This is a genomic window from Streptomyces sp. ERV7, from assembly GCF_001653515.1.
Lineage (GTDB): Bacteria > Actinomycetota > Actinomycetes > Streptomycetales > Streptomycetaceae > Streptomyces.
The window spans coordinates 1-23,683 of record NZ_LYOY01000051.1 but is presented as its reverse complement, the minus strand read 5'-3'; the positions used below and the strand labels follow the sequence as shown (position 1 = coordinate 23,683).

Annotated in this window: 17 protein-coding genes and 3 pseudogenes; 15 read left to right on the top strand and 5 right to left on the bottom strand. The window is 72.0% G+C overall.

The features are described from left to right. The first annotated feature begins 75 nt into the window (after nt 1–75). The 4 genes from speB to A8W25_RS22990 all read left to right on the top strand — a co-directional run bounded on the left by speB (nt 76) and on the right by A8W25_RS22990 (nt 4,117). The gene (gene speB / locus A8W25_RS23000) at nt 76–1,065 is read left to right on the top strand and encodes an agmatinase (protein WP_067159301.1); all 990 of its coding nucleotides are present in this window, start codon (nt 76–78) and stop codon (nt 1,063–1,065) included. A 73-nt stretch (nt 1,066–1,138) separates the two neighbouring features. After that, complete coding sequence (locus A8W25_RS35795) at nt 1,139–1,720, top strand: thiamine pyrophosphate-binding protein (protein ID WP_079126323.1); 582 nt, start codon at nt 1,139–1,141, stop codon at nt 1,718–1,720. Further along, nucleotides 1,618–2,949: a thiamine pyrophosphate-binding protein gene (locus tag A8W25_RS22995; RefSeq protein ID WP_420708513.1), complete on the top strand. Its 1,332-nt coding sequence runs from the start codon at nt 1,618–1,620 to the stop codon at nt 2,947–2,949. The genes A8W25_RS35795 and A8W25_RS22995 overlap by 103 nt, the downstream gene beginning before the upstream one ends. A gap of 175 nt (nt 2,950–3,124) precedes the next feature. Continuing rightward, nucleotides 3,125–4,117: a serine hydrolase gene (locus A8W25_RS22990; protein WP_420708434.1), complete on the top strand. Its 993-nt coding sequence runs from the start codon at nt 3,125–3,127 to the stop codon at nt 4,115–4,117. Between the two features lie 572 nt (nt 4,118–4,689). Here the strand turns inward: A8W25_RS22990 and A8W25_RS22985 are convergent. From A8W25_RS22985 to A8W25_RS22975, 3 genes are all read right to left on the bottom strand, one after another. Next, on the bottom strand, nt 4,690–5,298 hold the full coding sequence (locus A8W25_RS22985) for an ATP-binding protein (protein WP_079126477.1): 609 nt from the start codon (nt 5,296–5,298) through the stop codon (nt 4,690–4,692). 158 nt (nt 5,299–5,456) lie between these two features. After that, nucleotides 5,457–6,224 (bottom strand): enoyl-CoA hydratase/isomerase family protein, encoded by a 768-nt coding sequence (locus tag A8W25_RS22980; RefSeq protein ID WP_067164508.1) that lies wholly within the window; start codon nt 6,222–6,224, stop codon nt 5,457–5,459. 83 nt (nt 6,225–6,307) lie between these two features. Next, on the bottom strand, nt 6,308–6,643 hold the full coding sequence (locus A8W25_RS22975; protein ID WP_324616291.1) for a L,D-transpeptidase: 336 nt from the start codon (nt 6,641–6,643) through the stop codon (nt 6,308–6,310). A 26-nt stretch (nt 6,644–6,669) separates the two neighbouring features. Between A8W25_RS22975 and A8W25_RS22970 the strand changes: the two are divergent. From A8W25_RS22970 to A8W25_RS22960, 3 genes and pseudogenes are all read left to right on the top strand, one after another. After that, nucleotides 6,670–7,416: pseudogene (locus tag A8W25_RS22970) on the top strand (ABC transporter ATP-binding protein); the annotation flags it as partial. Continuing rightward, on the top strand, nt 7,413–9,278 hold the full coding sequence (locus tag A8W25_RS22965; RefSeq protein WP_067164504.1) for an ABC transporter ATP-binding protein: 1,866 nt from the start codon (nt 7,413–7,415) through the stop codon (nt 9,276–9,278). The pseudogene A8W25_RS22970 and the gene A8W25_RS22965, both read left to right, overlap by 4 nt. Before the next feature lie 445 nt (nt 9,279–9,723). Beyond that, entirely contained in the window at nt 9,724–11,763 is a 2,040-nt protein-coding gene (locus tag A8W25_RS22960) for a M4 family metallopeptidase (protein ID WP_067164502.1), read from the top strand. A 231-nt stretch (nt 11,764–11,994) separates the two neighbouring features. Here A8W25_RS22960 and A8W25_RS22955 read toward each other — a convergent pair. Further along, nucleotides 11,995–12,288: pseudogene (locus tag A8W25_RS22955) on the bottom strand (hypothetical protein); the annotation flags it as partial. A 192-nt stretch (nt 12,289–12,480) separates the two neighbouring features. On the opposite strand from A8W25_RS22955, the gene A8W25_RS22950 reads away from it, so the two are divergent. The 4 genes from A8W25_RS22950 to A8W25_RS22935 all read left to right on the top strand — a co-directional run bounded on the left by A8W25_RS22950 (nt 12,481) and on the right by A8W25_RS22935 (nt 17,769). Next, entirely contained in the window at nt 12,481–13,680 is a 1,200-nt protein-coding gene (locus tag A8W25_RS22950) for a sensor histidine kinase (RefSeq protein WP_067163963.1), read from the top strand. Continuing rightward, a complete protein-coding gene (locus tag A8W25_RS22945; protein WP_067163961.1) occupies nt 13,677–14,321 on the top strand; it encodes a response regulator in 645 nt (214 codons plus the stop codon). The genes A8W25_RS22950 and A8W25_RS22945 overlap by 4 nt, the downstream gene beginning before the upstream one ends. 89 nt (nt 14,322–14,410) lie before the next feature. Continuing rightward, the gene (locus tag A8W25_RS22940; protein WP_079126248.1) at nt 14,411–16,339 is read left to right on the top strand and encodes a glycoside hydrolase family 18 chitinase; all 1,929 of its coding nucleotides are present in this window, start codon (nt 14,411–14,413) and stop codon (nt 16,337–16,339) included. A 320-nt stretch (nt 16,340–16,659) separates the two neighbouring features. After that, entirely contained in the window at nt 16,660–17,769 is a 1,110-nt protein-coding gene (locus A8W25_RS22935) for an AI-2E family transporter (protein WP_067160684.1), read from the top strand. On the opposite strand, the gene A8W25_RS22930 is transcribed toward A8W25_RS22935, so the two are convergent. Next, entirely contained in the window at nt 17,691–19,880 is a 2,190-nt protein-coding gene (locus A8W25_RS22930; protein ID WP_067161266.1) for a SpoIIE family protein phosphatase, read from the bottom strand. The two genes, A8W25_RS22935 and A8W25_RS22930, sit on opposite strands and share 79 nt — an antisense overlap. Before the next feature lie 107 nt (nt 19,881–19,987). Between A8W25_RS22930 and aspS the strand changes: the two genes are divergently transcribed. The 4 genes and pseudogenes from aspS to A8W25_RS22910 all read left to right on the top strand — a co-directional run. Next, entirely contained in the window at nt 19,988–21,766 is a 1,779-nt protein-coding gene (gene aspS / locus A8W25_RS22925) for an aspartate--tRNA ligase (RefSeq protein ID WP_067160680.1), read from the top strand. A gap of 289 nt (nt 21,767–22,055) precedes the next feature. Beyond that, on the top strand, nt 22,056–22,562 hold the full coding sequence (locus A8W25_RS22920; protein WP_067164445.1) for a SigE family RNA polymerase sigma factor: 507 nt from the start codon (nt 22,056–22,058) through the stop codon (nt 22,560–22,562). Then, nucleotides 22,555–23,439, top strand: a complete 885-nt coding sequence (locus A8W25_RS22915; RefSeq protein WP_067164500.1) for a hypothetical protein — start codon at nt 22,555–22,557, stop codon at nt 23,437–23,439. Before A8W25_RS22920 ends, A8W25_RS22915 begins: the two co-directional genes overlap by 8 nt. Further along, nucleotides 23,436–23,683 (top strand): annotated as a pseudogene (locus A8W25_RS22910) (hypothetical protein); the annotation flags it as partial. The gene A8W25_RS22915 and the pseudogene A8W25_RS22910, both read left to right, overlap by 4 nt.

Here is a 23,683-nt window from a genome sequence, read left to right as displayed (position 1 = left end):
CGTGGGCCGCACCGGCCCGGAGGAACCACGGGCCGTCGGGCCCGTACGCAGGCCGATCACGAAGGGCACTCCGACATGAGCAGCAACGAAACGCCGCGCGGTCCGATCGACTCGTCCCGCATCCCGCGGTACGCCGGCCCCGCGACCTTCGCCCGGCTGCCCCGCCTCGACGAGGTCGGCACCGCCGATGTCGCCGTGGTCGGTGTGCCCTTCGACAGCGGTGTCTCCTACCGCCCGGGCGCCCGCTTCGGCGGCAACGCCATCCGCGAGGCCTCCCGGCTGCTGCGCCCGTACAACCCGGCACAGGACGCCTCGCCGTTCGCGCTCGCCCAGGTCGCCGACGCCGGTGACATCGCGGCCAACCCGTTCAACATCAACGAGGCCGTGGACACCATCGAGGCCGCCGCCGACGACCTGCTCGGCACCGGCGCCCGGCTGATGACGCTCGGCGGCGACCACACCATCGCGCTGCCGCTGCTGCGCTCGGTCGCCAAGAAGCACGGCCCGGTCGCGCTGCTCCACTTCGACGCGCACCTGGACACCTGGGACACCTACTTCGGCGCCGAGTACACCCACGGCACCCCGTTCCGCCGCGCGGTCGAGGAGGGCATCCTCGACACCGAGGCGCTCTCCCACGTCGGCACCCGCGGCCCGCTCTACGGCAAGCAGGACCTGACCGACGACGAGAAGATGGGCTTCGGCATCGTCACCTCGGCCGACGTCTACCGCCGCGGCGCCGACGAGGTCGCCGACCAGCTGCGCCAGCGCATCGGCGACCGCCCGCTGTACATCTCGATCGACATCGACTGCCTCGACCCGGCGCACGCCCCCGGCACCGGCACCCCGGAGGCGGGCGGCATGACCTCCCGCGAGCTCCTGGAGATCCTGCGCGGCCTGGCCTCCTGCAACCTGGTCTCGGCCGACGTCGTCGAGGTCGCCCCGGCGTACGATCACGCCGAGATCACCTCGGTCGCGGCCTCGCACACCGCGTACGAGCTGACCACGATCATGAGCCGCCAGATCGCCGCGAGCCGCGCCGAAGGCACGGGGCAGACCGGGAAGTGACCTTCACCTGCCGCCGGGCGGCTGACGTTTCGGCTGCCCGGCGGCAGGCCCGGCTCCGGGGAGAGGACGCGAAGTGACCCACGACCACCACGACTTGGTGCTTCGACCCACGCCACGCCAGACGCAGGCGGCCCTCGATCCGCCGCCCGGCCGCATCGGCGGCGACCTCGTCGTCGAGACCCTCCAGGGACTCGGCGCCACCACCGTCTTCGGGTTGCCCGGCCAGCACGCGCTCGGCGTCTTCGACGCCCTGCGCCGCTCCGACCTGACCTTCGTCGGGCTGCGGATGGAGAACAACGCGGGCTTCGCCGCCGACGCCTACGGGCGGATCACCGGCGAGGCGGCCCCGCTGCTGCTCTCCACCGGGCCCGGCGCGCTCACCTCGCTGGCCGCCCTCCAGGAGGCGGCCGCCGCCTCCGCCCCGGTCGTGGCCATCTCCTCCCAGGTCCCGGTGGCGGGTCTGGGCGGCGCCCGCTGCTGCTCTCCACCGGGCCCGGCGCGCTCACCTCGCTGGCCGCCCTCCAGGAGGCGGCCGCCGCCTCCGCCCCGGTCGTGGCCATCTCCTCCCAGGTCCCGGTGGCGGGTCTGGGCGGCGGCCGGCAGGGCCATCTGCACGAGCTGCGCGACCAGGCGGCGTCCTTCCGCGACGTCGTGAAGTCGGTGCACCCCGCTCGTACCCAGTCCCAGATCCCGTCGGCGATCGCCGCCGCCTGGGAGTCCGCGCTGACCGTCCCGCACGGCCCGGTCTGGGTGGAGATCCCCGAGGACGTGCTCCGCGCCGAGACCGTGATCCCGCAGGTCACGGGCGTGGACGCGACCCCGCACGAGCTCGCGCCGCGCCCCGAGCTGACCGCCCTCGCGGCCCACTGGCTGGAGAACGCCGCCCGTCCCGTGATCATCGCGGGCGGCGGTGTCGTACGGTCCGACGCCTCCGGCAAGCTCCGGCAGCTCGCCGAGCGCCTGAACGCCCCCGTCGTCACCACCTTCGGCGGCAAGGGCGCCTTCCCCTGGAACCATCCGCTCTCCCTCCAGTCCTGGCTGGAGGACCGGCACATGACCGACTTCCTGGAGGACGCCGACGTCCTCCTCGTCGTCGGGTCGGGCCTGGGTGAGCTGTCCTCGAACTACCACACCTTCTTCCCCGGCGGCCGGGTGATCCAGATCGAGGCCGACCTCGGCAAGCTGGAGTCCAACCACACCGCCCTCGGCATCCACGCCGACGCCCGGCTCGCCCTCCAGGCCCTTCTGGAGACCGTCGGCGAGCGCCAGGACCCGTACGCCCCGGCCCGGGTGCAGATGGTCCTCGCCGAGGTCCAGGCCCGCCTCGCCGGCCAGGACCTGGACCTTGAGCAGTCGCTCCTGGCCTCGATCCGCTCGGCGCTGCCGCCCCGCTCCCCGTCCTTCTGGGACATGACGGTCCTCGGTTACTGGGCCTGGTCGGCCTTCGACGCCGGGCACCCCAACACCATGCACTCCGCCCAGGGCGCCGGCGGCCTCGGCTACGCCTTCCCGGCCGCCCTCGGCGCGGCCGTCGCCGAGCCCGGCACCCCCGTCCTCGCCGTCTCCGGCGACGGCGGCGCCATGTACTCGATCGCCGAACTCGCCACCGCCCGCCAGCACGATCTGGACGTCACCTGGCTGATCGTGGACGACGGCGGCTACGGCATCCTGCGCGAGTACATGACCGACGCCTTCGGCCGCGCCACCGGCACCGAGCTGGCCCGGCCCGACTTCACCGCCCTTGCCGAGTCCTTCGGCGTACCGGCCGCCCGCACCACCCCGGAGAGCCTCGCCGCCGACCTCGCCAAGGCCCTGGCCACCCCCGGCCCCTCGGTGCTGGTGCTGCCGGCCGTGCTGAAGATGTTCGCCCCGACTCATCTGTGATGCCCGTATCTGGCCCGTAACCGTCCGGTATCGGTCGGTAGGTGTCCGCCAGTGACAGAGCTGTGACAGAGTTCAACGATTTCGAGGCACAACTTTCCCGTCCTCGACGAGTCATCTCAGGTGGGCGCGCCACGGTGGTGCGCCCACCTCACGACTTACAGGGGACGGGGACGCTTTGCCCAGACAACTCCGCACAGCCCGGATATCCCGCCGCGCCCGCCGCGGCGCGCTCTCCGTGGCGGTCGCCGCGGGCGTGCTCGCGCCGGTGGCCGCGGGTGCGGCGCCGGCCGCCGCCGCGACGACGGTGAGCTGCACCTCCGCCAAGGCCGGTCTCGCGGCCAAGCTGTCCAAGGACATCACCTCCGCGCTCAGCGGCCGTTCGTCGCTGACGGCCGTGGCGCTGTACGACCGCTCCACCGGCACCAAGTGCGAGCTGCGGGCGACCGACACCTTCGACTCCGCGAGCGTGGTCAAGGCCACCGTGCTCGCGACGCTGCTGTGGGACGCGGGCAAGCAGCACCGCTCGCTCACCTCCAACGAGCGCGCCCTGGCCACCAGGATGATCACCGAGTCGCACAACGAGTCGACGTCGGCGCTGTGGAAGCAGCTCGGCACCTCCAAGGTGTCCGGCTTCCTCAAGGCCGCCGGGATGACCCAGACGACGCCGGGCGCCGACGGCTACTGGGGCCTGACCCGCATCACCGCCCGCGACCAGGCCAAGCTGCTCGCGCTGCTGACCTCCCGCAACTCGGTGCTCAGCGACGACGCCCGCGAGTACGAGCTGGGCCTGATGAACCGCGTCATCGCCAGCCAGCGCTGGGGCACGCCCGCGGGCGTCCAGGGCGGTACGACCGTGCACGTCAAGAACGGCTGGCTGCCGCGCGCCACGCACGGCTGGCGGGTGCACAGCATCGGCGCCTTCACGGACGGCGGCCACGACTACGCCCTGGCCGTCCTCACCGAGGACAACAGCTCGATGGACCAGGGCGTCAACACCATCGAGGCCGTCGCCCGCGCGGTCCACGCGAACCTCGGCCGCCCGGCCGAGGGCGGCAAGCCCTGGCACCCGCCGAAGTGGCAGCGGCCGACGGTGGCCAGCGAGGCCATCCCGCCGGTGCCCGAGGCCCCCGCGGGACGCGACCTCGTCTCGGTGGTCCCGAGCCGCTGACGCGTCCGTGTCCCGCACCGCGAACCCGCCGCAGGTCGGTGGGCGGCGGTCCCGCGCCGCCCTCGTCGTCCGTGCAGCCGGCCGCGAAGGCCCCCACTACGGCCGCCCCCGCCCCGGCACGCAGTGCGCTGCGGCGGTCGACCCCACGGGGAGATGGATTGAGCACATGGACAGTTAAGTGCCACGACGGGCGGAAGGTAATGATTGACCCATTTCAGGACCTTTACGGGTCGCCGGAGACACGCCACTGATCGCGACGGTCGGTTCGATGAATCACTCACTGATACCGATACTTATTCAGCATTTAGAAGGTGCGTGCTCTAGCTCACCTACGATTCACAGCTAAACTATGACGGTATGGGGAAGTTTGTCCGAGTAAGAACTTTTGGCGTGAAGGCCCCCCGTCTGCCATAGTCGGAGACACGACCCCTCATTGACCCGAGCTCGGTCGTCTTCAGTCGCCGTGGATCACACCCCCTTCGATCCGCGGCGGCGCTCCGCAGAAGCCCCCGCAGGCAGGCCGTACCCGGCAGGCACGGGGGCTTCGGCGCGTCCGGGGGCGTGCGCGGGGGTCAGCGGTCGGCGACCCGCATCTCGAACCAGGTGGTCTTGCCGCGCGGCAGCAGATCCACGCCCCAGCGGTCGGAGAGCTTGTCGACGAGGAAGAGGCCGCGCCCGCTCGTGTCCATCTCGTGGACCGGCATCAGACAGGGCAGTCCGCGCGAGGGGTCGCGCACCTCGATCCGGATCCAGCCCCGACGTCTCATCATCCGCAGCCCGAAGGCGCGGGCACCGGTGTGCCGCACGGCGTTGCCGACCAGCTCGGAGACGAGCAGGATCGCCTGCTCCGCGAGGGCCGGGGAGAGCGCCCACTGGCGCAGTATCACGCACTGGGTGAGCCGGCGCGCGGTCGCCGCGGACTCGGGCCGGGACGGCAGCCGTACCTCTTCGTCCGTCGGGTTGCCGAACAACTCCAGTGCCTTGAGCGCCCGTTCGTCCTCGACCGCCGGCGACCACCGAGCCGCGGTCGCGCTGCCGCGCTGCCGCGGTTGTTCCACACCCTCCAGCCCCGCCATGCCCCCATCATGGCCGCCCCGAGGCGTCTCCGGGGCCGTTCCCGGGGAAAACGGCCCCCGGAACCAGAGGTTCCGGGGAGCTCGTTCAGCATATGCCGATGGCAGTGGATCACGCCCAAACCGCTCACGAGCTGCGATGACGGGCCGCGATCGACTGATCACCAAGCGTTCGGACGCGGTCGTACTTAAGGCTCCATTAAGGCCAGGCTAATCCACCCGCAGGGTGTACGGCCCGTCCCGACCCGCCGCCAACCGGGGTGCCGTCAGAGGAACTTGGCCTTGCCCGGGCCCTCCTCGACGAAGCTGCGCATCCCGCGCTCGCGGTCCTCGGTCGCGAACAGCCCCGCGAACCAGTTCCGTTCGATGGCGAGGCCGGTCTCGATGTCCGTCTCCAGACCCGCGTCGATGGACTCCTTGGCGGCGCGCAGCGCGAGCGCCGGGCCCTGGGCGAGCTTCGCCGCCCAGGCGTGCGCCTCCTCGTACACCTTGTCCGCCGCGACCACGCGGTCGACGAGGCCCAGCGCCAGCGCCTCGTCCGCCTTGACCATCCGGCCGGTGAAGATGAGGTCCTTGGCCTTGGACGGGCCGATCAGCCGGGACAGGCGCTGGGTGCCGCCCGCGCCCGGGATCAGGCCGAGCAGGATCTCGGGCTGGCCCAGCTTGGCGTTGTCGGCGGCGATCCGGATGTCGGCGCAGAGCGCGAGCTCGCAGCCGCCGCCCAGCGCGTACCCCGTGACGGCGGCGACGACGGGCTTGGGGATGCGCGCGACGGCGGTGAACGACTCCTGGAGCGCGCGGGACCGCACCACCATCGCGGCGTGGTCCATCGCCTGCATCTCCTTGATGTCCGCGCCCGCCGCGAACACCTTCTCGCCGCCGTAGATCACCACGGCGCGTACGTCGTCACGCCGGGAGGCCTCTTCGGCGAGCTCGCGCAGCCGGTCCTGGATCGCGATGTCCAGGGCGTTCATCGGGGGGCGGTCCAGGCGGAGGGTGCCGACGCCTTCGGAGACTTCGAGGGTCACAGTCATGGCAGCAGGTTAGTGGCCGTTAACGGCGAAGGACCCGGTGCCGTTGGTCACAGCACCGGGTCCTTCGCACACGAGGGGGGGTGTTACTTCGTCCACTCCGCCCAGGACATGTTCCAGCCGTTGAGGCCGTTGTCGGGCTGGATCTGCTTGTCCTTGGAGTTCTTCACGATGACCACGTCACCGATGAGCGAGCGGTCGTAGAACCAGGCCGCCGGGGTCGAGGAGTCGCCCGCGCCGCGCGCGTCGCGCAGACCCACGCAGCCGTGGCTGGTGTTGGTGTTGCCGAACACCGAGGGGTCGCCCCAGTAGTTGCCGTGGAGGAAGGTGCCCGAGCTGGACAGGCGCATCGGACCCCGCTCCTCAAACGCCGGAGGGGCTGGATGTGCCCAAGGGGCGCGGGGAACTGCGAGACCAGCCACAGACGACCCGCAGACATACCCCCGACCCCGGCCTCGGGATCCGGTTCGATCGGGTCGCCTTTCGTTACCCCGACGCTCCGCCGGACAGCCCGCCCCTCCTCCTCGACATCGATCTGCACATCCGCAGCGGCGAGACCATGGCCGTCGTCGGGGGGACGGGGTCCGGGAAGACCACCCTCACCGCCCTTGTGCCGAGGCTGTACGAAGCCACCGGGGGGCGGATCACGCTCGACGGGGTCGACATCGCCTCCATGCCGCGCGAAGAGCTCCGCGCGCTCGTCGCCGTGGCGTTCGAGGAGCCGACCCTCTTCTCCGCCTCGGTGGGTGAGAACGTTCTCATGGGCGGCGGCAGGGCCGAGGACCTCGACCGCGCGCTGGGCGTCGCGCAGGCCGGGTTCGTACGGGAGTTGCCGCACGGCGTCGACACCCAGGTCGGTGAGCAGGGGCTCAGCCTCTCCGGTGGGCAGCGCCAGCGGCTCGCGCTGGCGCGGGCGGTCGTCGGGCGGCCCAGGTTCCTGGTGCTCGACGACCCGCTCTCCGCGCTCGACGTGCACACCGAGGCCCGTGTCGAGGCGGCTCTGCGCGACGTCCTGCGCGAGACCACCGCGCTGGTCGTCGCCCACCGGCCGTCGACCGTGATGCTCGCCGACCGGGTGGCGCTGCTGTCCGGCGGGCGCGTCGCCGCCGTCGGCACCCATCAGGAACTGCTGCGCGGCAACACCGAGTACGCCTGGCTGATGTCCGGTGCACAGGACGAGGGGGAGAAGCGATGACCACCACCTTGGGTGCGGAGCGGCAGGCCGAGCCGGAGGAACCGCAAGGGCCGGGCGGCGGCCCGGCACCCACCGACCCCTTCGACCGCGACGAACTCCCCTCCGCCGCCGGCGCCACCCGCGCCCTCCTGCTCGACCTGCTGCGCCCCATGCGGCGGCGCGTCGTCGTCACCGCGCTGCTCATCCTGTTGCAGCAGGCCGCCGTACAGGCGGGGCCGCTGCTCGTCGCGTACGCGATCGACCGGGGCGTGCCCGCGTTCCGGGCGCACGACTACGGGCCGCTGATCGCCGTCGGCTCCGGGTACCTCGTCTGCGCGCTGGGGGCCGGGCTGCTCCAGTACGCGTTCATCAGCGCCTCCACCCGCGTCGGCCAGGACGTGCTGCTCGATCTGCGCGGGCGGATCTTCCGGCACGCGCAGGCGCTGAGCGTGGACTTCCACGAGCGCTACACCTCGGGCCGGCTCATCTCCCGCTCCACCTCCGACGTGGAGTCGCTGCGCGAGCTCTTCAACGAGGGGCTCCAGGAGCTCATCGGCGTCGTCCTCTCCGCCGTGTACATCTGCGTGATGCTGCTCTGGCTGGACTGGGGCACCGGCGCGCTCGCGGTCGCCTCGTACGCGCCGCTGCACCTGCTGATCCGCCGCTACCGGCGCCGCGCCTCGCGCGCGTTCGACGCCCGCTCCACGGCGATCGCGGCCGTCATCGTCAAGTTCGCGGAGACCCTCAACGGCATCCGGCCGGTCCAGGCGTTCCGCCGCGAGCGCGCCAACGACGAGGAGTTCCAGAAGCTCAACCGGGTGCACGAGCGCACCAACGGCGACGCGATCCTGGAGATGGCCCAGTACGTGGTGGGCTCGCGGCTGGTGGCCAACACCGCCGTCGCCGCGATGGTGCTGTGGGGCTCCTACCGGGTCGCCGACGGCACCCTCGCCCTCGGTGTGCTGGCCGCCGCCGTGCTCTATCTGCGGCGGCTGTACGACCCGATCGACCGGCTCGGGATGTTCCTCAACTCCTACGAGGCCGCCGTCTCCTCGCTGGGGAAGATCGCCGGGCTGCTCGCCCAGACGCCGACCGTGCCCGAGCCCGGACGGCCGGTGCCGCTGCCGGAGCGCCCGGGCGAACTGCCGGGCCGCCAGGTCGTGTTCGAGGGCGTGGGCTTCTCGTACCGTACCGGCGGGGAGGTGCTGCCCCGCTTCGATCTGACGATCCCGGCCGGGCAGACCGTGGCCGTGGTCGGCTCGACCGGAGCGGGAAAGTCCACCCTCGCCAAGCTGCTCGCCCGCTTCTACGACCCCTCCACGGGAGAGGTGCTGCTCGACGGCGTCGACCTGCGCGAGCTGGCCGTGCCCGAGCTGCGGCGCGGGGTCGTGATGGTCACCCAGGAGGCGTTCCTCTTCTCCGGGACGGTCGCCGACAACATCGCCATCGGCCGCCCCGAGGCGAGTCGCGAGGAGATCGAGCGGGCCGCGAAGGCGATCGGCGCGCACGACTTCATCACCCTGCTGCCGGACGGCTACGACACGGACGTGCGCAAGCGGGGCGGGCGCATCTCGGCGGGTCAGCGCCAGCTGGTCGCCTTCGCCCGGGCGCTGCTCGCCGACCCGGCGGTGCTGATCCTCGACGAGGCGACCTCGTCCCTGGACATCCCGGGCGAACGGGCGGTCCAGCGCGCGATGCACACGGTGCTGCGCGGCCGTACCGCCGTCGTCATCGCCCACCGGCTGTCGACCGTGGAGATCGCGGACCGGGTGCTGGTGATGGACCGCGGCCGCATCGTCGAGGACGGCTCCCCCGCCGAACTCATCGCGGGAACGGGCCGGTTCGCGGATCTGCACCGGGCCTGGCGGGAGAGCCTGGCCTAGCCGGAAGGAGTACGGCGGCGGAACCGATCCGCCGCCGTAGCCGTCACACCTCATCGCCGTGCGCGTCGCACCGTCCGCCAGGCGGACGCCGGGCGGGAGCCGCGGCGGCAAGTGCGGAGTCGCATTGCGGCCATTGTCGAGAGCGGCTTCCGCACCCCCTATGGACACCTTTCGTGCTGGTGGGACAGGGTGCGTATCCGGACACTCCCGTCGATCGTGACGCCCCCAACTGCTCAGTGGACACACGGCGTTGACAAAGGAAACGTCCGCTTAACGAACGCCAACTTTCATACAACGAACGATTTCCAGCCATCTTCTTGACGCGCTCCTGACAGCGGCAGGTCACTCCTGGCACTCTCTCCCCGATCCAAGAACCACCGCTCCGCATGCTCCGCCCGGACGGCCCCACCCAGCCGCCGGTACCCCCCTCGCAGAAGGAGTTCGCGTGAGATCCACGCACCGTCGTCGTGCCACCGCCACCGCCGCTCTGCTCTCCGCAGCCGCCATGCTCACCGTCGGAGTCCAGGCCGGCAGCGCCAGCGCACGTCCCGACGACTCCGCGTCCGCCAACGCCGTCAAGGCGCAGGCCGTACGCAACCCGGGCGCTCTGCCCGCCAAGCTCTCGCCCTCGCAGCGGGCCGAGCTCATACGCCAGGCCGGCACCAAGACGGCGGAGACCGCCAAGAACCTCGGCCTCGGCGCGCAGGAGAAGCTCGCCGTCCGCGATGTGACCAAGGACCAGAACGGCACCACGCACACGCGGTACGAGCGCACCTACGCCGGACTGCCGGTCCTCGGCGGCGACCTCGTCGTCGACACCGCCCCGAGCGGCCAGACCCAGAACGTGCTCAAGGCGAACCGCGCCGAGCTGAAGAACATCGCCACCACCGCCAAGCAGGGCCCGGCCGGCGCGCAGAAGCTGGCCCTCGCGGCCGCCGCTGACAAGGGCGCCAAGAAGGCCACCGCCGACCGCGCCCCGCGCAAGGTCGTCTGGATGGCCAAGGGCACGCCGACCCTCGCGTACGAGACGGTCGTCGGCGGTCTGCAGGAGGACGGCACCCCGAACCAGCTGCACGTCATCACGGACGCGGCGACCGGCGCGAAGCTGTACCAGTGGCAGGGCATCGAGACCGGTGTCGGCAACACCCACTACAGCGGCCAGGTCACACTCGGCACCACGCAGTCGGGCTCGAATTACACGCTGACCGACGGCGGGCGCGGCGGCCACAAGACGTACAACCTGAACCACGGGTCGTCCGGCACCGGCACGCTCTTCTCCCAGACCAACGACACCTGGGGCGACGGCACCAACTCCAACGCCGCCACCGCGGGCGCCGACGCCGCCTACGGCGCGGGCGAGACCTGGGACTTCTACAAGAACGTCTTCGGCCGCAGCGGCATCAAGGGCGACGGTGTCGGCGCGTACTCCCGCGTCCACTACGGCAACGCGTACGTCAACGCGTTCTGGGACGACAGCTGCTTCTGCATGACGTACGGCGACGGCTCGGGCAACAACGACCCGCTGACCTCGCTGGACGTGGCCGGCCACGAGATGACGCACGGCGTCACCTCCAACACGGCGGGCCTGGAGTACAGCGGCGAGTCCGGCGGCCTCAACGAGGCGACCTCGGACATCTTCGGCACCGCGGTGGAGTTCTACGCCAACAACAGCTCCGACGTCGGCGACTACCTCATCGGCGAGAAGATCGACATCAACGGCGACGGCACCCCGCTGCGCTACATGGACAAGCCGAGCAAGGACGGCGGCTCCAAGGACAGCTGGTACGCCGGCATCGGCAACCTGGACGTCCACTACTCCTCGGGCCCCGCGAACCACTGGTTCTACCTGGCCTCCGAGGGCAGCGGCACCAAGGTCATCAACGGCGTGACCTACAACTCGCCGACCTCCGACGGTCTGCCGGTCACCGGCATCGGCCGCGACAAGGCCCAGCTGATCTGGTACAAGGCGCTCACCACCAAGTTCAACTCGTCCACCGACTACAAGGGCGCCCGCGACGGCACGATCGCCGCGGCGACCGAGCTGTACGGTGCCGGCAGCGCCGAGGTCAACAACATCACCGACGCGTGGGCGGCCATCGCGGTCGGCGCCCGCCACGGCGGCGACCCGGGCGGCGGCAAGGTCTTCGAGAACGGCACCAACGTCAACATCCCGGACTCCCCGGGAGCGGCGGTCACCTCGTCGGTCACCGTCTCCGGTGTCACGGGCAACGCGCCCAGCACCCTCAAGGTCGGCGTCAAGATCGTCCACACCTACATCGGTGACCTCCAGATCGACCTGGTGGCGCCCGACGGTTCGGTGTACTCGCTGAAGACCACGGGCACCGGCGGCTCGACGGACAACATCGACACCACGTACACCGTCAACGCCTCCTCGGAGGTCGCCAACGGCACGTGGAAGCTGAAGGTCCAGGACAAGGCGCGGATCGACACCGGCTACATCGACAACTTCAAGCTCACGTTCTGACGGTCAGGCGGCTGACTGGAACGTGAAAGGTGCCCGGACCCCCACAAGGGGTCCGGGCACCGCTCGTTTCTCGCGTCACCCCCGCCGCTGGGCGGGGCTCGACGTCACCAGGGCGTGCCGGTGGGGACGGGGGCCGCCGCGAAGGCGCGGCCCTCGATCACCGAGCCGTCCTCGCGACGGGGATCGACGAGCACCCGGTTGGTGCCCGCCCGGCGAAGCAGCCCCGCCACGGGGCCCGCCCGCGAAGCGGTACGCGAACCAGGCGTCGCCCCACTTCACCATGGAGTGGCCCAGCGCCACCGAGAAGCCGATGTACACGGCGGCGAGGCCGTGCTTCCAGTCCGGCTCGGCGCCGTTCTTCAGGTCGATCACGGTGACGACGAGGAGCAGCAGTTCGAGCAGCGGCTCGCAGAGCAGCACCGCCACCGACGCCCTGGGCATCTTCGCGAAGTAGCGCAGTGCCAGGCCACCGGCCAGCAGCGCCCAGAAACCGACCTCGCAGACGACGATCAGTGTGACGATCACGGCGTTCTCCTCGCTCAGGCTCTCTTTCGGGCTCCCTTTCGGGGCTCCCTTTTCCGGCTCCCTTCCAGCGTCGGCCCGTGATCGCTCCCGCTCGTCGTCGGCGTTGAGGAAACGCCACTGCATCCTTCGATGTAGTGGCGGATCGCCCGGTACGAGGACGCCCGGGGCCGCGACCACGTGTTTCATGGGTATGTGAACCCGTTCCCCCGGCCCCACCGCTTCGACGTCGTCATCGCTGCCGTCGGGCTGGCCGGCGGTCTGCTGATGTGGGCCCTCGGGCTGTTCTCCGGGGGCAGCGGGCTCCTGCGCTGGGGCTGGACGCTGGTGCCGCTCACCGCGATGGCGGCCCTGGAGCTGCTGCGCCGCACCCGCCCGCGGATCGCCCTGCTCGGCGGTACGGCCGCGGTGGTCGCCGACCAGTTCACCTCGGGCAACCTGGCGACGGTCCTGATGTTCACGGACGTCGTCTACGCCGCCGTCCTCTACGGCACCCCGGCGGCGGCCCGCCGCATCCCGGTCACCACCGGGCTGATCACGGTGACCACGACCATCGGCTACCTCGCCTGGTTCCGCACCCCCCAGGCCCTGCTCCTCGGCATCGTCACCGGCCTCGTCTGCTTCGCGCCCGCCACCACCGGCGCCCTGGTGCGCAACCACCGGGACGCGGCCGAGGCGGCCACCCTGCGCGCCGAGCAGACGGCGCTGCTCGCCGAGATGGACCGCGCCCAGGCGGTGGTGGCCGAGCGCGCCCGGATGGCCCGCGAGCTGCACGACATGGTCGCCAACCACCTCTCGGCGATCGCGATCCACTCCACGGCGGCGCTCTCGCTCGACGAGCCGGCCACCACCCGCCGGGCGCTCACCGTGATCCGTGAGAACAGCGTGGACGGGCTCGCCGAGATGCGCCGGCTGATCGGGCTGCTCCGGGACAGCGGCGCCGCCACCGAACCGGCCGCCGCGCCCACTCTCGCCGGGCTGGACGCGCTGGTCGCCCAGGCCCGTACCAACGGCGCCTCCAGCGGACTCGACTTCACGCTCCGGGACGAGCGCCCGGCCGGGGCCGCGCTGCCCGCCCCCGTCGAACTCGCCGCGTACCGGATCGTCCAGGAGTCGCTGACCAACGCCCTCAAGCACGCCTCCCCCGGCACGGTCACCGCCGCGCTCGCGCACACCGGGCGGGCGCTGACGGTCGAGGTGAGCAGCCCGTACGGTGACGGTGAGCGTCCCGGGCCGCGTGCGCCGGGCTCGGGTGCGGGGCTCGTGGGGATGCGGGAGCGGGCCGTACTGCTCGGCGGGACCTTCGCGTCGGGGCCCGAGCCCTCGGAGCAGGGCCGCGAGATCTGGTGGGTACGGGCCGAACTGCCCGTCCAGGAAGGCGAGTCGCAGAGATGACGATCCGGGTGCTGGTCGCGGAGGACCAGTCGTCGGTACGGGCCGGTCTGGTCCTGATCCTGGGGAGCGCCCCGGACATCGAGGTGGCCGGGGAGGCCGCGGACGGCGAGGAGGCGGTGCGCCTCGCGCGTGAACTGCGGCCCGATCTGGTGCTGATGGATGTGCAGATGCCCCGGCTCGACGGGGTCTCGGCGACCCGTCAGGTGGTCGCGGAGCGGCTCGCGGACGTCCTGGTGCTGACGACGTTCGACCTCGACGAGTACGTGTTCGGGGCACTGCGGGCGGGCGCCGCGGGGTTCCTGCTGAAGAACACCGACGCCAGGGACCTGATCGAGGCGGTACGGACGGTGGCGCGCGGCGAGGGCATGATCGCCCCGGCTGTGACGCGGCGGCTGATCGCGGAGTTCGCGGCCCCGGCGGCGCGGACCCCGGCCGAGCCGCCGGCCGCGCTGGGCACGCTCACCCGGCGCGAGCGCGAGGTGCTGTCCTGCCTGGGCGAGGGCCTGTCGAACGCGGAGATCGCCGAGCGTCTGGCGATGGCCGAGGCCACCGTGAAGACGCACGTCAGCCGACTGCTGGGGAAGCTGGAGCTGCGCAGCCGGGTCCAGGCTGCCGTACTGGCACAGGAGTTGGGCGTCTGAGGGCGACTTCCGGCCCTTGGTCTGGACCTCTTGACGCTTGGTCCAGACCTTTCTACGCTCACGGCACCGCTGGGTGAGCGTGCCCCCTTATGCCGTGTGCTCACCGGGCGGAGCAGGGTCCCACCCCACACCCGTCGGACCTCACTCGAGGAGCTTCCTTGAGCACTGCCACGCGCATCCGCACCCGCACCCGCTTCCGCACCAGAGCCGCCGCATGTCTGACCGCGCTGGCACTTCCCCTGGCCGCGGTCGTCGGCCTGGCCGGCGCCTCTCCCGCCGCGGCCGCCGCCTCGGCCACCGCCACCTACGTCAAGACCCAGGACTGGGGCTCCGGCTTCGGCGCCCAGTGGACCGTCAAGAACACCGGCACCACCTCTCTCTCCTCCTGGACCGTGGAGTGGGACTACCCGTCCGGTACGTCCGTGACCTCGGCCTGGGACGCGGACGTCACCCATGCCGCCAACCACTGGACCGCCAAGAACAAGTCGTACAACGGCACGCTCGCGCCCGGCGCCGGCGTCACCTTCGGCTTCAACGGGGCGGGCCCCGGCGCCCCTTCGGGCTGCAAGCTCAACGGCGGCTCCTGCGACGGCACCACCACCCCGCCCGGCGACAACCCGCCGTCCGCGCCCGGCACCCCGACCGCGAGCGGTGTCACCAACACCTCGCTGAGCCTGTCCTGGACCGCCGCCACCGACGACAAGGGCGTCAAGAACTACGACGTCCACCGCGGCTCCGCGAAGATCGCCACGGTGACCGGTACGACGTACGCCGACTCGGGCCTCACCGCCGGGACGGCCTACACGTACAGCGTGACCGCGCGCGACACCGCCGACCAGACCGGCCCCGCCTCCGGCTCGGTCACCGTCACCACCACGGGCGGCGGCGGCAACCCCGACCCGGGCGCCGCGGTCAAGCTCGGCTACTTCACCGACTGGGGCGTCTACCAGCGCAACTACCACGTCAAGAACATCGTCACCTCGGGCTCGGCGGCCAAGCTGACCCACATCAACTACGCCTTCGGCAACGTCACCAACGGCGGCTGCGCCATCGGTGACGCCTACGCCGACTACCAGAAGACGTACGACGCCTCCTCCAGCGTCGACGGCACCGCGGACACCTGGGACCAGCCGGTCGCGGGCAACATCAACCAGCTGCGCGAGCTGAAGAAGAAGTACCCGAACATCAAGGTGCTGTGGTCGTTCGGCGGCTGGACCTGGTCCGGCGGCTTCGGCGCGGCGGCGGCCAACCCGACGGCGTTCGCCAACTCCTGCTACAACCTGGTCGAGGACCCGCGCTGGGCCGACGTCTTCGACGGCATCGACATCGACTGGGAGTACCCCAACGCCTGCGGGCTCTCCTGCGACACCAGCGGCCAGGCCGCGCTGAAGAACCTGCTGGCCGCGCTGCGGGCCAAGTTCGGCTCCTCGGCGCTGGTGACGGCGGCCGTGACGGCCGACGGCTCCGACAACGGCAAGATGGACCAGGCCGACTACGCCGGGGCAGCGCAGTACGTCGACTGGTACAACGTGATGACGTACGACTTCTTCGGCGCGTGGGACGCGAAGGGGCCGACGGCTCCGCACTCGCCGCTCACCTCGTACAACGGGATCCCCATCGCGGGCTTCCACACGGACGCGGCGATCCAGAAGTACCGGGCCAAGGGAATCCCCGCGAGCAAGCTCAATCTGGGGATCGGGTTCTACGGGCGCGGCTGGACCGGCGTCACCCAGGACGCACCCGGCGGCACGGCGACGGGCCCGGCGCCCGGCACGTACGAGCAGGGGATCGAGGACTACAAGATCCTCAAGAGCGCCTGCCCGGTGACGGGGACGATCGCGGGCACGGCGTACGCCCGCTGCGGCTCCAACTGGTGGAGCTACGACACACCGTCGACGATCGCGGGCAAGATGTCGTACGTGAAGACGCAGGGCCTGAAGGGCGCGTTCTTCTGGGAGTTCAGCGGAGACACGTCCGGGGGCGAGCTGATGTCGGCGATCGACAGCGGCCTGAGGTAGCCGAACCAGATTCCGGGCAGGCGGCCCGCCCCCGCTTGCCCGGACCCCCTGCATCTAGGGGCGCGGGGAACTGCGCGACCAGCCCACGACGGCCCGCAGACAAACGGAAAAACAGGTGGTCTCTCGGCCGCGGACCGTGGGGGCTGGTCGCGCAGTTCCCCGCGCCCCTAGGTGCCCAGGGGCGCGGGGAACTGCGCGAGCAACCCAGCACGGTCCGCAGCCGAAAGCGGGGTGCGGGGGCGTAGCCCCCGGCCGGGGCCCCGCAACCCGGGCGGGTGACCCGGGGCGCGGGGGGTGGTGGCGCGTGGTGCGCTGGGCGGGTGGAGCGCGGTAGGGCACTACTTCCCGAGCCCGCGCGGCGTCTCGCCGCGTGGTGCGTCGTCGTGCTGCTCGTCACCGGCGTCGCCGCCGTCGCCATCTGGCTCTGCGTGGTGTTCAAGACCGCCGTCACCCCCGTACTGCTCGCCCTGCTCGGCACGGCCCTGCTCGGGCCCGTCTTCCGGCAGCTGCTGAAGCTGCGGATGAAGCGGTCGCTGGCCGCCGGGCTCACCTGCGTCGCGCTCGTCGCGGTGGTCGGCGGCGCCGGGTACGTCGTCGTCAGCGCCCTCATCGACACCGGGGACCAGATCATCGAGTCGCTGAGGCAGGCGGGCCGGTGGCTCGCCGACCACTTCGGCGTCGCGAGCGGCGACGGCGTCTCCAGCCTCGCCGACAACGCCAAGACGCTGCTCGGGAAGTTCGGCGCCACCGCCGCGTCGGGGCTGCTCACCGGGCTCAGCATCATCGGCTCGCTCATCGCGACCGGGGTCCTGTCGCTGCTGCTGACGTTCTTCTTCCTCAAGGACTCCGACCGGGCCGTCCACCTGGCCCACTCCCTCGCCCCGCGCGGCACCGGGCCCGTCGTGGAGGCCATGGCCCGCCGCGCCTTCGAGGCCGTCGAGGGGTTTATGCGGGGGACCACGATCATCGCCCTCATCGACGCCCTGTGCATCACGGTCGGGCTGCTCATCCTGAGGGTGCCCGGCGCCGTCGGCCTCGGCGCCCTGGTCTTCATCGGGGCGTACATCCCCTACCTCGGCGCCTTCGTCTCCGGCGCCGTCGCCGTCCTCGTGGCGCTCGCCGACCGGGGGATCGGCATCGCGCTGTGGACGCTCGGGGTCGTCCTCGCCGTACAGCAGCTGGAGGGGCACATCCTCCAGCCGATGATCCAGAGCCGGACCGTACAGATGCACCCGGCAATGGTCATGATCGCCATCACGGCGGGAGCCGGCGTCGCCGGGCTGCTCGGGATGCTGCTCGCCGTGCCCGTCGCGGCCGCCGGGTTCGGCGTCCTCGGCGAGCTGCGGAAGCGTTACGCCACGGGGGAGCCCCCGCCGGGCCCGACCAGCCCGCCGGGCCGGTCCCCCGGCGCCCCGTCCGGCCCCTCGTAGAGCTCGAACCAGATCGACTTGCCCTCGCCCCTGGGGTCGACCCCCCAGCGGTCCGCCAGCATCTCCATCAGGATCAGGCCCCGCCCGCTGGACGCCATCTCGCCGGGGCGGCGCTTGTGCGGCAGGTCGTCGCTGGCGTCGGCCACCTCCACGCGCAGACAGCGGGTGCCGGGCGCGCCGGTGGCCTCGGCGACCAGGAGCGCGTCGCCGTCCGTGTGGACCAGCACGTTGGTGACCATCTCGGAGACCATCAGGACCGCCGAGTCCACCTGCTCCTCGTCCGCCCAGTCGTGCAGCAGCTCGCGCAGCTGGCGCCGGACCCCCGCGATCCGGTGCGGCTCGGCCTGGGCGACGGTCACGGCGGTGCGGCGGGCCGGGACGACCCCGGGGCCCGGCAGCGTCCCGCAGCCGCACACATCGCTGTTGCGGCACAGCAGCAGCACCGCGATGTCGTCCTCGCGGCGGTCGGCCAGCGGGCCCACCGTGTGGTGCGAGGAGGGCCCGTGCACCGCCTGGACCAGCGCGTCCGCCAGCTTCTCCAGACTCTCCCCGGTGTCCTCCTCCAGGACCGGGCGCAGCCGGGTCCAGCCCGAGCCCATGTCGTGGCCGCCGGTCTCGATCAGCCCGTCCGTGCAGATCATCATCGTCTCGCCCGGCTCCAGGACGAGCCGGGTGGTCGGGTAGTCCGAGTCCGCCTCGATGCCGAGGGGGAGCCCGCCCGAGGTCTGGCGGATCAGCGCGGTGCCCTCGGCCGTGCGGATCACCGGGTCCGGGTGCCCGGCCCGGGCGATGTCGAGGGTGCCGGTCGCCGGGTCGACCTCGATGTAGAGGCAGGTCGCGAAGCGCGGGTGCTCGTCGCCGTCCCCGTAGGACTCCCCGTACGACTCGGTGATCCCGTACAGGAAGCGCGAGGCGCGGGAGAGGACCGCGTCGGGGCGGTGGCCCTCGCTCGCGTACGCCCGCAGGGCGATGCGGAGCTGGCCCATCAGCCCCGCGGCCCGGACGTCATGGCCCTGGACGTCCCCGATGACCAGGGCGAACCGGCCCGACGGCAGCGGGATCATGTCGTACCAGTCGCCGCCCACCTGGAGCCCGCCGCCGGTCGGCACATAGCGTGCGGCGACCGTCATCCCCGGGATCTCGGGGCCCAGCGTCGGCATCATCGAGCGCTGGAGCCCCAGCGAGAGCTCGCGCTCGGACTCCGCCTCGCCCGCCCTGGCCAGCGCCTGGGCCAGCATGCGCGCCACCGTGGTGAGGACCGAGCGCTCGTCGGGCGTGAACGCCACCGGGTGCTTGAAGGCCGCCATCCAGGTGCCGATGGTCCGCCCGGCCACGATCAGCGGCAGGAACGCCCAGGACTGCCGGTCGAAGCGCCGGGCGAGCGGCCAGGTGGCCGGGTAGCGGCGGCGGTACTCCTCGGGGCTGGGCAGATAGATGGCCCGGCCGGTGCGGACGACGTCCGCCGCCGGGTAGTCCGTGTCCAGCTGCATGTCCGCGAAGGGGCCGTCGTCGCCCGGGTTGTGCCCGTGGTGGCCGATGATCGACAGCCGGTCGCCCGCGACCCCGAAGACGGCGAGCCCGTCCGGCGAGAAGCCCGGCATGGACAGCGAGGCCGCCACCCGCAGCACCTCGGCCGTGGAGCGGGCCTCGGCCAGCGCCCGGCCCGCGTCGAGCAGGAACGCCTCCCGGGAGCGGCGCCAGTCGCCGGTGATGGGGGTGTGCGCGGCGGTGGCGCCGGGCGGCGGCTCGGCGACCTCCTGGAGGGTGCCGACCAGGACGTAGTCCAGGCCCTCGGCGCTCTCCGTGCTCTCCTTGCGGATCGGCTTGGAGCGGCTGCGTACGGTACGCAGGACCCGGCCGTTCTCGTCCATGATCCGCATCCGGGCCTCGGCGAGGGTGCCCTCCGCCACGGCCAGGGCCACGATCTGGTCGACCTCGTTCCAGTCGACCGGGTGGAAGCGGGAGCGCACCGCGGCCTCGCTGAGCACGGCCCGCTCGGGGGGCAGACCGAGCAGGCGGGCGGCCTCGGCGTCGAGCGTGACCGTTCCGGACGCGTTGTCCCAGCGCCACAGCCCGGTGGCGATCGCAGCCAGGACGTCCTCGGTGCGCATGATCCCCACTCTAAGCAGCCGGATTTATACCGGCGAGAGGTGTTCGGCCCGGCCGGTAACCTGGAGGGACTGTTTCCCGCCTGTCACGCGAAGAACTGGATGAAGAAATGCATCGGTACAGGTCCCACACCTGCGGCGAGCTCCGCGCCACCGACGTCGAGACCGACGTCCGGCTGAGCGGCTGGCTGCACAATCGCCGAGACCTGGGCGGCATCCTCTTCATCGATCTGCGCGACCACTACGGCATCACCCAGCTGGTCGCCCGCCCCGGCACGGCCGGCGCCGAGGTCCTGGACAAGCTCTCCAAGGAGACCGTCGTCCGGATCGACGGCAAGGTCGTCTCGCGCGGCGCGGAGAACGTGAACGCGGACCTGCCGACCGGTGAGATCGAGATCGAGGTCGGCGAGGTCGAGGTGCTCGGCGCGGCCGGCCCGCTGCCGTTCACGATCAACGCCGAGGACGGCGTCAACGAGGAGCGGCGCCTGGAGTACCGCTTCCTCGACCTGCGCCGCGAGCGCATGCACCGCAACATCATGCTGCGCTCCGCCGTCATCTCGGCGATGCGCCACAAGATGACCGCGCTCGGCTTCAACGAGATGGCGACCCCGATCCTCGCCGCGACCTCCCCCGAGGGCGCCCGCGACTTCGTGGTGCCCTCGCGTCTGAACCCCGGCAAGTTCTACGCGCTGCCGCAGGCCCCGCAGCAGTTCAAGCAGCTGCTGATGATCTCGGGCTTCGACCGCTACTTCCAGATCGCGCCCTGCTTCCGCGACGAGGACGCCCGCGCGGACCGCTCGCCGGGCGAGTTCTACCAGCTCGACATCGAGATGTCCTTCGTCGAGCAGGAGGACATCTTCCGGCCGGTCGAGAAGCTGATGACCGAGCTCTTCGAGGAGTTCGGCGGCGGCCGCCACGTCACCTCGCCGTTCCCGCGCATCCCGTTCCGCGAGTCGATGCTGAAGTACGGCAACGACAAGCCGGACCTGCGTGCCCAGCTGGAGCTCGTCGACATCACCGACGTCTTCGAGGGCTCGGAGTTCAAGGCGTTCGCGGGCAAGCACGTGCGCGCGCTGCCGGTGCCGGACGTCGCGGGCCAGTCCCGCAAGTTCTTCGACGGCCTGGGCGAGTACGCGGTGGAGCACGGCGCCAAGGGCCTGGCCTGGATCCGCGTCGGCGAGGACGGCACCTTCGCGGGTCCGATCGCCAAGTTCCTCACCGAGGAGAACGTCAAGGTCCTCACCGAGCGCCTCGGCCTCGCGGCCGGTCACGCCGTGTTCTTCGGCGCGGGCGAGTACGACGAGGTCTCCAAGATCATGGGCGCGGTCCGCGTCGAGGCCGCCAAGCGCGCCGGCCACTTCGAGGAGGGCGTCTTCCGGTTCTGCTGGATCGTCGACTTCCCGATGTACGAGAAGGACGAGGAGACCGGCAAGATCGACTTCTCGCACAACCCCTTCTCGATGCCGCAGGGCGGCCTGGAGGCCCTTCAGACCCAGGACCCGCTGGACGTCCTCGGCTGGCAGTACGACATCGTCTGCAACGGCATCGAGCTGTCCTCGGGCGCGATCCGCAACCACGAGCCCGACATCATGTTCAAGGCGTTCGAGGTCGCGGGCTACGACCGGGAGACCGTGGAGCGCGAGTTCTCCGGCATGCTCAAGGCGTTCCGCCTCGGCGCCCCGCCGCACGGCGGCATCGCCCCGGGTGTCGACCGCATCGTGATGCTGCTGGCGGACGAGCCCAACATCCGCGAGACGATCGCGTTCCCGCTCAACGGCAACGCGCAGGACCTGATGATGGGCGCGCCGAGCGAGCTGGAGGAGTCCCGTCTGCGCGAGCTGAACATCCAGCTGCGCAAGCCGGTCGCGGCCAAGGCCGCGGAGAAGTAAGCCCGGTCTTTGTCTGCGGGTGAGTGGTGGGTTGCTCGCGCAGTTCCCCGCGCCCCTCAAGCGCGCCCCTCCGGGCCGCCCAGGGGATTGCCGCGCAGCGGCATCTGAGGGGCGCGGGGAACTGCGCGACCAGCCCCCACCGGCCCGCGGACGAAACGCACTCCTCGTACGGAGAAGGACCCGGATCCCTTGCGGATCCGGGTCCTTCTCCGTGTCCGGGGCAACCCGCCGGGCCCCCCACCGCGTTCGACAGGTGTGAGAGCCCGGACAGACAGACGAGGACACGACGATGGCCCCCGAGGGACCCGACGGATTCGAGGAGTTCGTCGCCGCCCGGGGACCCCGGCTGCTGCGGGTGGCCTGGCTGCTGACCGGCGACGCGCATCTGGCGGAGGACCTGCTCCAGACCGCGCTCGCCAAGGTGTGGCCCAAGTGGCACCGGATAGCCGACGACCACCCCGAGGCGTATCTGCGCAAGACGCTGGTGACCACCTACACCTCCTGGTGGCGGCGGCGCTGGCGGGGCGAGGTCCCGCACGGCGAACTCCCGGACGCCGCCGGGCCGTTCGACGCGTACGAGGGCGTGGACCTGGAGCAGTCGCTGGCGGCGGCCGTCCGTGCGCTGCCCGCCCGTCAGCGCGCGGTGGTGGTGCTGCGCTACTTCGAGGACCTGGGCGTGGAGGAGACGGCGGCGGTGCTCGGCTGTGCGCCGGGCACGGTCAAGAGCCAGGCCGCCAAGGCCCTGCACACCCTGCGGGGGCTGCTGCCCGTACTGGCCGAGGAGCGCCGTGACTGACGAGGGCTTTCCCGGCTCCCTGGGACCGGACGACGACGAGCGGGCGCTGCGGGTCCTGCTGGAGCGGGCCGTACCCCGGCTCCTGGGACCGGACGACGACGAGCGGGCGCTGCGGGTCCTGCTGGAGCGGGCCGTACCCCGGCTGCCGGTCCCGGCGACCCGCCTGGAGAAGGTGCGCGAGCGGCTGGCGCGGCGCAGGCGCCGCCGGGCCGCCGGGGGCGCGGCCGCCGCGGTGGTCTCGCTGGTGGCGGCGGGTGCGCTGCTGCCGGACGCGCTGCGCACCGAGCCGGAGCGGGTGTCCCCGGCCGCGTCCCCGAAGGCGGTGACCGAACCCACCGGGGTGCGGGCCTCCTTCCCCGGGCTCGGCGGTCTGGCGCTGCGGCTGCCCGCCTCCTGGGACGCGCTGCGGCTGCCCGACGGGGCCGAGCAGAAGACCAAGACCCTGCCGTCCGGCTATGTGGCCGCGCAGCCGCTGAGGCCGTACGAGGAGGCCTGCTCGGATCTGCGGAAGTCCGACGGGTCCGGTGTGCTGTGCGAGCCGGTGGAGCGGCTGGTCCCCGGGGGCCTGCTGCTCTCGCTGTGGGGGCTGCCGGGCGGCGAGGGCGGCACCGACGCGCTGCCGCCGGGGACGCCCATGGAACGCTCCCGCGACGTGCCGGTGGGCTGCCGCCGGATGGGCGCCACCGCCTACTACACCACCACGCGCGCGACGGCCGACTCCTCGACGGTCCTGTACGCCGCCCTGTGCACCAACGGCGCCGAATCCGACCGGCGCGCCGCCGAGGTCGCCGCGCTCCTGGACGGCGCGACCTACGACTCCGCGACTCCCGCGTCCACCGAGAACCCCACTCCCACCCCCGAAAGGAGGGGCCGGTGACCGCCGCTCCCGCCGGCCGCCCCGCGAAGAGGGGCCCCAGGTCCGCCCGTGCCGCCTGGACCGCGCTCACCCTGGCGGCGCTGCTGCTCACCGGGTGCGGCCACAACGGCGAGGGCGTACGGGACGAGGGCGACGGCCCCGGCACGCTCGCCGACGTGACCACCGACTCGGGCGGCGGCGCGCACGCCGGACGGGCCGCGCCCGCACCCGTACGCTCCCACGAGGCGCCCGTACTCCCCCGCGA

Excerpts from the sequence above, each read along its gene's own strand:
- A8W25_RS22930 (WP_067161266.1), bottom strand. The coding sequence starts at position 19,880 with ATGCGCACCGAGGACGTCCTGGCTGCGATCGCCACCGGGCTGTGGCGC.
- A8W25_RS22980 (WP_067164508.1), bottom strand. The coding sequence starts at position 6,224 with ATGACTGTGACCCTCGAAGTCTCCGAAGGCGTCGGCACCCTCCGCCTG.
- A8W25_RS22965 (WP_067164504.1), top strand. The coding sequence starts at position 7,413 with ATGACCACCACCTTGGGTGCGGAGCGGCAGGCCGAGCCGGAGGAACCG.
- A8W25_RS22940 (WP_079126248.1), top strand. The coding sequence starts at position 14,411 with ATGCCGTGTGCTCACCGGGCGGAGCAGGGTCCCACCCCACACCCGTCG.
- speB (WP_067159301.1), top strand. The coding sequence starts at position 76 with ATGAGCAGCAACGAAACGCCGCGCGGTCCGATCGACTCGTCCCGCATC.
- A8W25_RS22920 (WP_067164445.1), top strand. The coding sequence starts at position 22,056 with ATGGCCCCCGAGGGACCCGACGGATTCGAGGAGTTCGTCGCCGCCCGG.
- aspS (WP_067160680.1), top strand. The coding sequence starts at position 19,988 with ATGCATCGGTACAGGTCCCACACCTGCGGCGAGCTCCGCGCCACCGAC.
- A8W25_RS22945 (WP_067163961.1), top strand. The coding sequence starts at position 13,677 with ATGACGATCCGGGTGCTGGTCGCGGAGGACCAGTCGTCGGTACGGGCC.